This is a genomic window from Ornithinimicrobium sp. (genome assembly GCF_030537745.1).
Taxonomy (GTDB): Bacteria; Actinomycetota; Actinomycetes; order Actinomycetales; family Dermatophilaceae; genus Ornithinicoccus.
The window spans coordinates 26,390-39,509 of record NZ_JAUNVI010000005.1; the positions used below are offsets into that span (position 1 = coordinate 26,390).

Sequence of the window (13,120 nt, forward strand, 5' to 3'; positions counted from 1 at the left end):
CCTGCTCGGCGGTTCGCTTTGGATCGTGGCCCCCCGCGGGAGAAACTGGCTCTGTGACCAAGGATCCTGCTGCGCTACTCGCTGCCGTCGAAGGGCTGCGCGCGTCAGTGGACGCCGTCCGCCTTCCCCTGGAGCTGGACGGGGTGGACCGCGCCAGGGTGGAGCAACGGGAGCTGGTCCAACAACTCGACGACTACGTCCTGCCACGGCTGCGCTCGCTGGACGCGCCGCTGTTGGCTGTAGTGGGTGGCTCCACGGGTGCCGGCAAGTCGACGCTGGTCAACTCCATCATCGGTGCAGAGGTCTCCCGTCCCGGCGTGATCCGACCCACCACCCGCTCCTCCGTCCTCGTGCACCACGAGCAGGACTCCCGGTGGTTCACCGACAAGCGGGTCCTGCCCGAGCTGGCGCGCGTCGCGGGCGACGGCTCGCAGGATGACCCAGGCGCCGTGCGGCTGGTGCCCTCCGACTCTTTGCCTTCGGGCCTGGCCCTGCTGGACGCCCCCGACATCGACTCGGTGGTGGAGGCCAACCGCTCGCTGTCCAAGCAGCTCCTGTCCGCCGCCGACCTTTGGCTCTTCGTCACCACGGCGGCACGCTATGCCGATGCCGTCCCGTGGGACCTGCTGCGGGAGGCGTCCGAGCGCGGCACCTCGGTGGCCATCGTGCTCAACCGCGTCCCGCCGGAGGCCCTGTCGCAGATCCGTCTCCACCTGGCCTCGATGCTGCGGGACCAGGGCCTGGGCAAGTCCCCGATCTTCACCGTGACCGAGGTCGATCTCGAGGAGGGCCGCATCCCGGCGCAGCAGATCGAGCGGCTCCGCGGTTGGCTGCACTCCCTGGCCAGCGATGCGCGCGCCCGTTCGATCGTCATCCGCCGTACTCTCACCGGCACCCTCGGGTCGCTCGGGGACCGGGCCGACCACCTGATCTCGGCGGGAGAGCAGCAGAGCGCTGCCCGCGACGTGCTCGCGGCTGCCCCGCGCGCCGCCTACGCGGACGCCCTGAGCGGGGTCGGCGACGGCGTCCAGGACGGCTCGTTGCTGCGTGGCGAGGTGCTGGCCCGCTGGCAGGAACTCGTCGGCACCGGTGAGTTCCTACGCTCGATCGAGGCCGGCATCGGTCGGGTGCGCGACCGGGTCAGCGCCTTCTTCACCGGCAAGCAGGTCACCTCCGAGCCGCTCGGTGAGGCGCTGCAGTCCGGCGCGGCCGCCCTCATCGCCTCCCATGGCCAGGTCGCCGCGAGCACTGCGACCAGGGTCTGGAAGTCCGCGCCCGGCGGCCCGCCTCTGATGAGCGCGCACCCGGAGCTGTCCAAGGCTTCGCCGCAGTTCCTTGATGACGTGCAACGTCTGATCCGCGACTGGCAGCACGACATCTTCGAGATGGTGCGCGAGGAGGCCGGCTCTCGCCGGTCGACGGCGCGCTACCTGGCTTTCGGTGTCAACGGGCTGGGGGTCCTGCTCATGTTCGTGGTGTTCAGCTCGACCATGTTTATCCCGACCGGCGCCGAGGTCGCCGTCGGAGCTGGCTCTGCAGTGGTCGCGCAACGGCTGCTCGAGGCAGTCTTCGGCGACCAGGCTGTGCGAGCGATGGCCGTGAAGGCCCGTGAGCGGCTTCTTGAACTGGTCGAGGTGTTGTATGCGCAGGAGAGCGCCCGTTTCGACAGGGTCTTGGATGAGGTCTCCGTGCAGCCGGAAGCGATCGCGGGCCTGACTCGGTCCGCGGCGGAAGTGGAGGCAGCACGATGATCGGTCGTCGTCGCAAGGACACCGGAGCGTCGCTCCCGCTCACCGAGCGCGCGCAGACCCTCCGCTCAGCGCTGGACACCGGTGGTGACCAACTTGACCCCGAGCAGTCGGGCAAGGCCAGGACGGTCGTGGACCGGGTGGACGAACGGTGGGCGATCAAGGGCGGCCGCACGGTGGTCGCGCTTGCCGGGGCCACCGGCTCTGGCAAGTCCAGCCTCTTCAACGCCATCGTCGGCGAGGACGTCTCCAGGATCAGCCCGCGCCGCCCCACGACGGCCGAGGCGGGGGCCGCGATCTGGGGGGAGGAGGACGGCGCGGAGTTGCTCGATTGGCTGGGCATCGCCAACCGCCATCACGTCACGGCGACCGGTGACAACCTCGGGCTGGACGGGTTGGTGCTGGTCGACCTGCCCGACTTTGACTCCCGGGAGACTCGACACCGGATCGAGGCGGACCGCATCCTGGAGCGCACCGATGTCTTCGTCTGGGTTGCCGATCCTCAGAAGTATGCCGATGCTCGGCTCCACGACGACTATCTGCAGCCGCTGCGGCACCACGACACCGTGATGCTGGTCGTCCTGAACCAGATCGACCGGGTCCGCGGCGACGGGGACGTCGACCGGATCCGCGAGGACCTGCGCGCGCTGGTCAAGGCCGACGGGGCCGGTGACCACGAGGTGCTGGGCACCTCCGCGGTCACCGGTGCCGGAGTGGCAGTGTTGCGTGAACGCATCGCCGCCGTCGTCAGCGCCAAGAACGCCACGGAGGCGCGCCTCGTCGGGGACGTGCGCTCCATAGCCGAGACGGTGGCCGAGGGAGTAGCGGACGCGACCCCTCCCTTCACCGACGAGGCCGACCACCGGCTGCAGGAGGCGCTGAAGGTCGCCTCTGGCGTGCCCGTGGTGCTCGACGCTGTGCAGCGCGACTACCTGCGACAGGCCAAGACCCGCGCCGGGTGGCCTTTCACGCGGTGGGCCTCAGCGCTGCGCCCTGACCCGCTGAAGCGGCTCCGGCTGGGTGATGACTCCCGCAGCCCCAGCGGCATCGCACCCTCTGACGTTCGTGGCGTGCTCGGCCGGTCGTCGCTGCCCGCACCGACCCCCGCCGCCCGCGCCAACGTCCAGCTCGCGACCCGCCAGTTGGCCGAGGAAGCCGCCACGACGCTGCCACCGCGGTGGGCGGACGCCGTTGTCGAGGCGGCCAGCCCGAGCCACGATGACCTCTCCGACGCGCTAGACCAAGCCGTTGTCAGCACCCCCTTGCGCGAGCGAGCTCCGATCTGGTGGGCGGTGGTGGGGGTGCTGCAACTCCTCCTGGCACTGGCGGCGGTCGGTGGCCTCCTGTGGCTGGTGCTGCTGGGCGTCTTGGGCTGGATGCAGATCCCGATCGACGCGCCCTTCTGGGGCATCATCCCGATCCCGCTGGCACTGCTCGCGGGCGGGGTGCTGGCTGGCCTGCTGCTCGCGGCGCTCAGCCGGATCCTCGCTGGAGTCGGCGCCAAGCGACGACGCAGAGTGGTCGAAATCCGTCTGGACGAGGCGGTCGAAGAAGTCTCCTACCAGCATGTCCGACGACCTCTCATCGCCGTGCTTGACCGGCACGAGAAGACCCGCGAGCTCTTGGTGAGGGCTGCTGCCTAAAGCCCCGCCGCGCGCTGGCTCATGCACATCCCCTGCTCGCGCCCCTGCGCTGTCCACACCCTGGGTGATCGCTCTTTAGATGTGACGTGCCTCCCTCCACGATGGCAGGACGTAGGCCCGTCACCGACGGGCACGACCAAGGAGGGGAAGATGCTCAACGAGATGAAGATGGCGGTGTCCGGCAATATCACCAGGCCACCGGAGCTCAAGCACCGAAAGATCGACGGCCGGCCGTTCGCGGTGGTGCCGATCGCCGTCAACGAGCGACGCTTCGACCGCGACAAGCAGCAGTGGATCGAGCTCGGGACCACGTTCTACGACATCATCTGCGGCAACGGTCTCGGCGCTAACGCGCTCGCCTGCCTCGACGTCGGGATGCCCGTGGTGGCCTATGGCAAGTTTCGACTCCACGAGTGGGCTACCGAGACAGGGAAGGGGTTTCGGCCCACGATCACGGCCGAGAGCATCGGCGTGGACCTGACCTGGGGCACGACGAGTTACGCAAAAGGGAGCAAGACCTACGCCGCGGAGGATGAGTATGCCGCCTCCGCCCCGCCGCCGGAGGAGGGCGGTCCGCCGGACTGGACTGAGGGCGGGCAGTGGCCGAGTCGGTTCGTCACTGAGGACGGGATCGAGGTCGACCACAACGGTGAGGTGCATGGCCTGACGGGAGCATCGGGCGAGGACATCCCGGCGGATGGGGTGGAGCCCCAGTTGGCCGCGAGCTAGCGGCGATCCGGTCCCGGTCGCGGGTCCCCTCATGGCCCGCGGCCGGGATTCGGAATGGCCCGTGGTGGCGGATACCCTGGCAGGCATGGCCGAATTTATCTACACCATGACGCGTGCCCGAAAGGCGCACGGCGACAAGGTGATCCTCGACGACGTGACGATGTCCTTCTACCCGGGCGCCAAGATCGGTGTCGTCGGCCCCAACGGCGCCGGCAAGTCGACGATCCTGAAGATCATGGCTGGTCTGGACCAGCCCTCCAACGGGGAGGCCAGGCTCAGCCCTGGCTACAGCGTCGGAATCCTGCTCCAGGAGCCCCCCCTCAATGAGGACAAGACGGTCCTGGGCAACGTCGAGGAGGGGGTGGCCCAGATCAAGGGCAATCTGGACCGCTATCACGAGATCTCCGAGATGATGGCCGATCCGGACGCGGACTTTGACGCGTTGATGGAGGAGATGGGCAAGCTCCAGGAGGAGATCGACCACGCCGACGCCTGGGATCTGGACGCGCAGCTCCAGCAGGCGATGGATGCGCTGCGCTGCCCCCCACCGGATGCCGACGTCTCCGTGCTCTCTGGCGGAGAGCGTCGTCGGGTGGCGCTGTGCAAGCTGCTGCTGTCCCAGCCCGACCTGTTGCTGCTGGACGAGCCCACCAACCACCTGGACGCCGAGTCGGTCCAGTGGTTGGAGCAACACCTCAAGGACTACCCCGGCGCCGTGCTTGCGGTCACTCACGACCGCTACTTCCTCGACCACGTCGCCGAGTGGATCGCCGAGGTCGACCGTGGGCGCCTCTACCCCTACGAGGGCAACTACTCCACCTACCTGGAGAAGAAGCGCGATCGGCTGGCGGTCTCGGGCAAGAAGGACGCCAAGCTCGCCAAGCGGCTGGAGTCCGAGCTGGAATGGGTGCGATCCAACCCCAAGGCCAAGCAGACCAAGAGCAAGGCGCGCCTGGCGCGCTATGAAGAAATGGCTGCGGAGGCGGAGAAGACCCGCAAGCTCGACTTCGAGGAGATCGCGATCCCGCCGGGTCCGCGTCTGGGCAGCCAGGTCATCGAGGTCTCGGACCTGAAGAAGGGTTTCGGCGACCGGGTCCTCATCGACGGTCTCAACTTCACCCTTCCCCGCAACGGCATCGTGGGCGTCATCGGCCCCAACGGTGTCGGCAAGACCACCCTGTTCAAGACGATCGTCGGTCTGGAGGAGCCGGACTCGGGCTCGGTCAAGGTCGGCGACACCGTCAAGATCTCCTATGTCGACCAGTCACGGGGTGGCATCGACCCCGAAAAGTCGCTGTGGGAGGTCGTCTCCGACGGCAACGACTTCATCCAGGTCGGCCAGGTCGAGATCCCCTCTCGGGCGTATGTGAGCCAGTTCGGCTTCAAGGGGCCGGACCAGCAGAAAAAGGCGGGGGTGCTCTCTGGCGGTGAACGCAACCGCCTCAACCTGGCGCTCACGCTCAAGGAGGGTGGCAACCTGCTGCTCCTGGATGAGCCGACCAACGACCTGGACGTCGAGACGCTGGGCTCGCTGGAAAACGCCCTGCTCCAGTTCCCGGGATGTGCCGTCGTGATCTCTCACGACAGGTGGTTCCTGGACCGCGTCGTGACGCACATCCTGGCGTGGGAAGGCACCGACGAGGACCCCTCGAAGTGGTACTGGTTCGAGGGCAACTTCGACTCCTACGAGGAGAACAAGGTGAAGCGCCTCGGCGCGGACGCAGCCCGACCCAGCCGCGTCACGTACCGCAAGCTCACCCGCGACTAGACCCGTGCCACGCCGACCGCGATCGCGCCGCCAGCCACCTCCGCTGCCGCCGCGCGACGGGGTCGGCGCCGCTCGGGTGCGGATGCCGGTCCAGGGACAGTGGGGGTCGGTCGCCGACTTCCTGGTCGACCGCACCGGCGACGAGCCTGGCGTGTGGCGGCGCATCCGGTCCAAAGAGGTGCTCCTGGACGACGGGACCGTGGTGGGGGCGAGCACCACCTATCGACCCGGCCGATCGGCATACCTCTATCGGGACCTCCCGGAGGAAGTCCCGGTGCCGTGGGAGTTGACAGTGCTGCTCCAGGACGAGGAGACCGGGCTGCTGGCGGTCGACAAGCCACCCTTCCTTGCGACCATGCCGCGTGGCGCGCACGTGGTGCAGAGCGCAGTCGTCCGGCTTCGGCGTGACCTGGATCTGCCCGAGTTGTCCCCCCTTCACCGTCTGGACCGGCTGACCAGCGGTGTCCTGCTCCTGGCCGCCCGCGCAGAGGTGCGCTCGGCCTATCAGCGCATGGTGCAGGACGGGGGGCTGTCCAAGACCTACCAGGCTCTGGCGCCGTTGCGTCCCGACCTCGAGTTGCCGCTCACCGTCTGCAACCGCCTGGTCAAGCGCCGTGGCTCACTGCAAACCGTGGTCGAGGAGGGTGCGCCCAACGCGATCACCCGGGTGGAGCTGATCGAGCCGGATGAGCTGGCCCGGTTAGGCGACGTCGTTGAGGCTCCTCGGCCCAGGTCTGTCGGGTGCTACCGGCTCACCCCCACCACCGGTCAGACCCATCAGCTCCGGATACACCTGGCCGGTCTGGGCATACCAATCCTGGGCGATCCGCTCTACCCGAAGGTCACGCCCGTCGATCCAAGGGATTTCACCACCCCGCTGCAGCTGCTCGCGCAGGAGGTGCGCTTCCTCGACCCGATCACCGGTGTCCGCCGGGTAGTGCGCAGCCGGCAGGCGCTGCCAATCCTTGGCGTCGGGTATTGACCTGCGCTCTGTTCCCACCTCAGACCGTGATCGGGGCATCCGTGGGGAGCACCGGCGCAGGCAGGGTCGTGTCGCCAGTGAGGAACCGGTCCACTGCAGCGGCGCAGGCCCGGCCCTCGGCGATGGCCCAGACGATGAGCGATTGGCCACGCCCCGCGTCGCCTGCGACGAACACCCCTGGCGCCTCGGTGGCGTACTGCTCGTCCCGCGCGAAGTTGCCGCGGTCAGTAGTGGCGAGTCTGGCGCCGGTGGCCACGACGGGGTCGGGGCCAGTGAACCCCAGGGCTACCAGGACCAGGTCGGCGGGGATGGTTCGCTCCGTCCCGGCGTGAGCGTCGAAGTGTCCGTCGACCCGCTGACCGTCCACGATGTGCACGCCGGTGACAGATCCCTGGGAGGCGATCACCTCTAGGGTGTTGACTCCGAAGACCCGCTCGCCGCCCTCCTCGTGCGATTCACCCACGCGGTGGATCAGCGGATACGTCGGCCAAGGGTGGTGCTCCGGACGTGCGGTGGGCGGCTGTGGCCGGATGTCCAGTTGGGTGATACTGCGCGCCCCCTGTCGTATCGCTGTGCCATAGCAGTCAGCGCCCGTGTCTCCACCGCCGATGATCACCACGTCCTTTCCCTCGGCGCTGATAGCTGCCTCATTGCCCAGCGCCTCGCGGTTGGCGGGGACGAGGTAGGCCATGGCCGGTAGGACGCCACTGACGCCCTGACCCGCGACGCCGAGGACGCGCGGCACCGTTGACCCGACGGCGATCACCACAGCATCGAATCGCTGAGAGAGTTCGGTGAGGTTGAGGTCCTCAGGTCCGTTGCCACCGACCTGCACCCCGGTGCGGAACCGGATGCCCTCCGCGCGCAGTTGGACCAGGCGTCGGTCCAGGACCGACTTCTCCATCTTGAACTCGGGGATGCCATAGCGCAGGAGCCCACCGATTGCGTCATCGCGCTCGTACACGACCACCGTGTGACCTGCGCGCCCGAGCTGCTGGGCAGCAGCCAGACCGGCCGGGCCGGAGCCCACCACGGCGATGGTCCTGCCGCTGAGCCACTCGGGCTCCTGCGGGGTGACCAACCCGTTGTCGAAGGCTCGGTCGATGATCGAGAGCTCCACGGACTTGATGGTCACCGCGGGCTGGCTGATGCCGAGGACGCAAGCGGTCTCGCACGGTGCAGGGCACAGCCGTCCGGTGAACTCCGGAAAGTTGTTGGTGGTGTGCAGCCGTTCGATCGCCTCGCGGAAGTTGCCGCGCCGGGTCAGGTCGTTCCACTCCGGGATCAGATTGCCTAACGGACAACCCTGGTGACAGAAGGGGATGCCACAGTCCATGCATCGGCCGGCCTGACGGCGGAGAGCACCGTCCTCCTGGGCGGTGTGCACCTCCTTCCAGTCCATGATGCGGACCGGAACGGGCCGGCTGGGCTGGGGCTCGCGGTCTCGGTGGCTAAGGAAGCCGTGCGGGTCAGCCACTGGAGTCCTCCAGGATAAGTTGCCAGGAGTGGGGGCCGTCGGGGTCGTCCCCTCGGGCCTGGATCTGCTCACGAATGCGTAGGACCCCGGCATACTGCCGTGGGGTGATCCGGGTGAACCGGGCTGGCCAGTCGGGCGTGGCCAGGATTGCTTGCGCGACGGAGGAGCCGGTGAGGTCGATGTGCTCGGTGAGCAACGTGTGGAGCAACCCGGCGGGAGCCCCGCCAGGCTCGAGGGCCTCCAGGAGCAGGTCGCCGGAGGTCAAGGCCGCGTGGTTGACCCGTTCGCGGACCAGATCGAGGCAGTATGCCGTCCCCCCTGACATCCCGGCGCCGAGGTTGCGGCCGGTCGGGCCGAGGATCAGTACCGTGCCACCGGTCATGTACTCCACGGCATGGTCGCCGACCCCCTCGACCACCGCGATTGCTCCGGAGTTGCGCACGCAGAACCGCTCGCCGACCAGTCCGCGCAGGTTGAGCTGTCCGGACGTGGCGCCGTAACCGATGACGTTGCCGGCGATGACCTGGTCTGCGGCGACGTAGTGCCCCGTCTCGGGAGGACGAACCACGATACGGCCACCGGACAGGCCCTTGCCCACGTAGTCGTTAGCGTCCCCGATCAGGTGCAGGGTGACCCCTCGCGGCAAGAACGCGCCGAGTGACTGCCCCGCCGATCCGGTCAACGTCACCTCGATCGTCCCGTCTGCCAGACCGTCCGGGCCGTGGCGACGGGTGACTTCGTGACCCAGCATGGTGCCGACGCTCCGGTTGACGTTGCGCACGCAGAACTGCGTCCTGACCGGCTGGCCCTGCTCCAGGGCCGGCGCGGCGGCTGCGATGAGCTGATGGTCCAACGCCCGGTCCAGGCCGTGGTCCTGATCGGTGCTGCGTCGCCGCGTCGCACCCTCCGGGAGCTTCTCCGCATACAGAATCGGCGTCAAGTCCAGGCCAGCTGCCTTCCAGTGGCCGATCACGGCCTTCGTGTCGAGGAGCTCGACCCGTCCGATCACCTCATCCAGGCTTCGATAGCCCAGGGAGGCGAGCAGCTCGCGAACCTGCTCAGCGATGAACTGGAAGAAGGTGATCACGTGCTCGGCCTTGCCGGTGAACCGTGCGCGTAGCTCGGGGTTCTGAGTGGCCACTCCCACTGGGCAGGTGTCCAGGTGGCAGACTCGCATCATCACGCAGCCGGAAACGACGAGCGGGGCCGTGGCGAAGCCGAACTCCTCGGCTCCGAGCAGCGCCGCAATGACAACGTCGCGCCCGGTCTTGAGCTGTCCGTCGACCTGGACCGTGATCCGGTCGCGGAGCCCGTTCCGCAGCAGGGTCTGCTGGGTCTCGGCCAGTCCCAGCTCCCAGGGTGTGCCGGCGTGCTTGAGCGAGGTCAGGGGACTGGCTCCGGTGCCGCCGTCGTGTCCCGAAATGAGGACGACGTCCGCGTGCGCCTTGGAGACCCCTGCGGCGACGGTGCCGACACCGATCTGGCTGACCAGCTTGACGTGGATGCGGGCGCGGGGGTTGGCGTTCTTGAGATCGTGGATGAGCTGGGCCAGGTCCTCGATGGAGTAGATGTCGTGGTGTGGGGGCGGGGAGATGAGGCCCACACCTGGCGTGGAGTGCCGCGTGGCAGCGATCCAGGGGTACACCTTTCCTGGCGGCAACTGGCCGCCCTCGCCGGGTTTGGCTCCCTGGGCCACCTTGATTTGGATATCGTCCGCGCTGACGAGGTAGGCGCTGGTCACCCCGAATCGGCCCGAGGCAACCTGCTTGATCGCCGATCGGCGCTCGGGGTCCATCAGCCGATCGAGTTCCTCGCCGCCCTCCCCAGTGTTGGATCGACCGCCGAGGCGGTTCATCGCGATGGCGAGCGTCTCGTGCGCCTCGCGCGAGATCGACCCGTAGCTCATCGCTCCGGTGGAGAAGCGCTTGACGATCTCGGTAACCGGCTCGACCTCCTCCAGCGGCAACGGTTCTCGGTCCCCGACCAGGCGCAGCAGCCCACGCAGCGTCATCAGTTGCCGTGACTGGTCGTCGACCAGGTCGGTGTACTGGCGGAAGATGTCGTAGCGGCCGGTGCGCGTGGAGTGCTGCAGCCGGAACACCGTCTCGGGATTAAAGAGGTGCGGTGGACCCTCCCGGCGCCACTGGTACTCGCCGCCCACCTCAAGGTCACGGTGATAGGGCGGGATGCCACTCAGCGGGTAGGCCACGCTGTGCCGTGCAGCTACCTCCCGGGCGATGACGTCGAGGCCGATCCCGTCGAGCTGGCTGGTCGTCCCGGTGAACCAGCGGTCCATCAACTCGCGCGAGAGGCCTACTGCCTCGAAGGTCTGCGCGCCGCGGTAGGAGGAAACGGTGGAGATGCCCATCTTGCTCATGACCTTGAGCACGCCCTTGCCGAGCGCCTTGATGAGGTTCGCGATGGCCAGGTCCGGATCGAGTCCGTCGAGCTGGCGACCGGACCGGCACAGGTCCTCGACCGTCTCCATCGCCAGGTAGGGATTGACTGCTGCAGCGCCGTAGGCGATCAGCAGTGCCACATGGTGGACCTCTCGGACGTCGCCCGCCTCCACCAGCAGTCCGACCCTGGTGCGGGTGTGCTCACGCACCAGGTGGTGGTGGACGGCGCTGGTGAGCAGCAAGGAGGGGATCGGTGCGTGTTCCCGGTCGGCATGCCGGTCGGACAGGACGATAAAGAAGGCCCCACGCTCCACGGCCTGCGAGACCTGCACGCAGATCTCCTCGAGCCGTTCGGTGAGCGCCTGCCCACCCCCACCGGCCCGGTAGAGCCCCCGGATCACCACTGGGGCGAAGTCGGGGTGCAGGCCCTCGAGGTTGATATGGCGCAGTGCGGCCAGCTGGTCGTTGTCGATCACGGGGAAGTCCAGCACGACCTGTCGAGCATGGACCGGACTCTCCTCGAGCAGATTCAACTCAGGCCCGGTCGAAGAGCTCAACGACGTGACGACCTCCTCGCGGATCGAGTCCAGCGGCGGGTTGGTGACCTGCGCAAACGCTTCGACGAAGTAGTCGAACAGCAACCGGGGGCGCTCGGAGAGGGCGGCGATGGGCGCGTCGGAGCCCATCGCCCCCAACGGTTCGATCCCGGCCTGCGCCATGGGGGAGAGGATGATTCGAAGCTCCTCCTCGGTATACCCGAAGATCTGCTGACGCCGAGTGACGGAGGCGTGGGTGTGCCGCACATGGACCCGTTCGGGTAGGTCCGACAGGCGCACGAGATTGGCATCAAGCCAGGCACGGTAGGGCTGGGCAGCGGCCAACTCCTGTTTCAGGGCCCGGTCGTCGACGATCTCGCCGAGGGCGGTGTCCACCAGGAACATCCGTCCTGGCTCGACCCGGCCCTTGGCCACGACGGAGTCTTCCGGGATGGGCAGCACACCGGACTCGGATGCCAGCACGATCAACCCGTCCTGAGTGACCAAGTACCGGGCGGGGCGCAGCCCGTTGCGGTCCAGAACCGCCCCGACCAGGGTCCCGTCGGTGAACACCAGGTTCATCGGGCCATCCCAGGGTTCCATCAGCGTGGCGTGGAACTCGTAGAATGCCCGGAGGTCGTCAGGGAGCTCGGCGTTGTTCTCCCACGCTTCTGGGACCATCATCAGGAGAGCGTGCGGCAGGGTGCGCCCGCCGAGATGCAGCAACTCCACCACTTCGTCAAAGGTTGCCGAATCGCTGGCCCCGGGGGTGCAGATGGGCAGCGCGCGGGACAGGTCGCCTGGGAACACGGGGCTGGACAGTTTGCTCTCTCGCGCGTGCATCCAGTTGCGGTTGCCGCGGACGGTGTTGATCTCGCCGTTGTGCGCGATGACGCGGTAGGGGTGGGCCAGCGGCCACGACGGAAACGTGTTGGTCGAGAAGCGAGAGTGGACGATGGCCAGCTCGGACTCGTAGAACGGGTCGGTGAGGTCGGGGAAGAACTGAGCCAGTTGGCTGGTGGTCAGCATGCCCTTGTAGGTGATGGTCCGCGAAGAGAGTGAGACCGGGTAGCACTGGGTCTCGCGCTCGATGATCTTGCGCGCCAACCAGACCCGGCGCTCCAGATCCAGACCCGACTCACCCGATCGGGAGGCGACCACCAGTTGCCGGATGAGCGGCATAGCGGCCCGCGCGGTCGGACCGACGATCTCGGGCCGGGTCGGCACCTCACGCCAGGCCAGGACGTGAAGACCAGACTGCTCCAGGATCTCCGTGACCCGGTCGCGGACCGGGCCCTCAACCTGGTCCGCCGGCAGGAATAGCAGCCCCACGGCATAGTGCCCCGCGGCTGGGAGGTTGACGTCGAGCACGGAGCGCAGGAAGCGGTCCGGGATCTGGGTCAGGATGCCGGCACCGTCCCCCGAGTCTGGCTCAGCGCCGACCGCGCCGCGGTGGTTCAGGTTGTGCAGGGCGGTGATCGCGTGGGCCACGATGTCGTGCCCTGGATAGCCCCGCAACGTCGCGACGAGGGCCACTCCACAGGCGTCATGCTCGTGGGTGCCGTCGTATAGGCCGGGTTCCCGCCCCGGGGCCGTGCGGAGGTGGCGGGTCGAGGAAGAAGAGCTCTGGATCATGGCACCGTCCGCACCGGGCGGCATGGAGCCGCGTGGAAATGTGTCGGGACGGCTCCGGCCCGGTGTGGCGCAGCAGATGGGGCATTCCCAGGCCTGCTGTGGAGACTGTGGACGCTGCAGACAGGAAATATTCACAGCGTCACATAACTATGCAGGAGAGTGTATCGCCTCAGAGGTCTTCCGCGCGACCTGCGGATCACGGC

Annotated in this window: 7 protein-coding genes; 5 read left to right on the forward strand and 2 right to left on the reverse strand. The window is 68.0% G+C overall.

Annotation, left to right across the window (positions count from 1 at the left end):
• Positions 1-53: 53 nt before the first annotated feature.
• From Q4P07_RS02115 to Q4P07_RS02135, 5 genes are all read left to right on the forward strand, one after another.
• On the forward strand, positions 54-1,751 hold the full coding sequence (locus tag Q4P07_RS02115; protein ID WP_303373238.1) for an ABC transporter: 1,698 nt from the start codon (positions 54-56) through the stop codon (positions 1,749-1,751).
• Positions 1,748-3,391 (forward strand): GTPase, encoded by a 1,644-nt coding sequence (locus Q4P07_RS02120; protein WP_303373239.1) that lies wholly within the window; start codon positions 1,748-1,750, stop codon positions 3,389-3,391. The genes Q4P07_RS02115 and Q4P07_RS02120 overlap by 4 nt, the downstream gene beginning before the upstream one ends.
• Before the next feature lie 150 nt (positions 3,392-3,541).
• Positions 3,542-4,120 (forward strand): single-stranded DNA-binding protein, encoded by a 579-nt coding sequence (locus Q4P07_RS02125; RefSeq protein ID WP_303373240.1) that lies wholly within the window; start codon positions 3,542-3,544, stop codon positions 4,118-4,120.
• An 85-nt stretch (positions 4,121-4,205) separates the two neighbouring features.
• A complete protein-coding gene (gene ettA, locus Q4P07_RS02130; protein WP_303373241.1) occupies positions 4,206-5,888 on the forward strand; it encodes an energy-dependent translational throttle protein EttA in 1,683 nt (560 codons plus the stop codon).
• Between the two features lie 4 nt (positions 5,889-5,892).
• The gene (locus Q4P07_RS02135; RefSeq protein ID WP_303373242.1) at positions 5,893-6,870 is read left to right on the forward strand and encodes a pseudouridine synthase; all 978 of its coding nucleotides are present in this window, start codon (positions 5,893-5,895) and stop codon (positions 6,868-6,870) included.
• A 19-nt stretch (positions 6,871-6,889) separates the two neighbouring features.
• Here the strand turns inward: Q4P07_RS02135 and Q4P07_RS02140 are convergent, their stop codons facing one another.
• Positions 6,890-8,347, reverse strand: a complete 1,458-nt coding sequence (locus Q4P07_RS02140) for a glutamate synthase subunit beta (RefSeq protein ID WP_303373243.1) — start codon at positions 8,345-8,347, stop codon at positions 6,890-6,892.
• Entirely contained in the window at positions 8,340-12,917 is a 4,578-nt protein-coding gene (gltB, locus tag Q4P07_RS02145) for a glutamate synthase large subunit (protein ID WP_303373244.1), read from the reverse strand. The genes Q4P07_RS02140 and gltB overlap by 8 nt, the downstream gene beginning before the upstream one ends.
• Between the last annotated feature and the right edge of the window lie 203 nt (positions 12,918-13,120).

What these genes read in the sequence shown, in the direction of transcription:
- Q4P07_RS02120 (WP_303373239.1), top strand. Translation starts at nt 1,748, where the DNA reads ATGATCGGTCGTCGTCGCAAGGACACCGGAGCGTCGCTCCCGCTCACC.
- Q4P07_RS02125 (WP_303373240.1), top strand. Translation starts at nt 3,542, where the DNA reads ATGCTCAACGAGATGAAGATGGCGGTGTCCGGCAATATCACCAGGCCA.
- ettA (WP_303373241.1), top strand. Translation starts at nt 4,206, where the DNA reads ATGGCCGAATTTATCTACACCATGACGCGTGCCCGAAAGGCGCACGGC.
- gltB (WP_303373244.1), bottom strand. Translation starts at nt 12,917, where the DNA reads ATGATCCAGAGCTCTTCTTCCTCGACCCGCCACCTCCGCACGGCCCCG.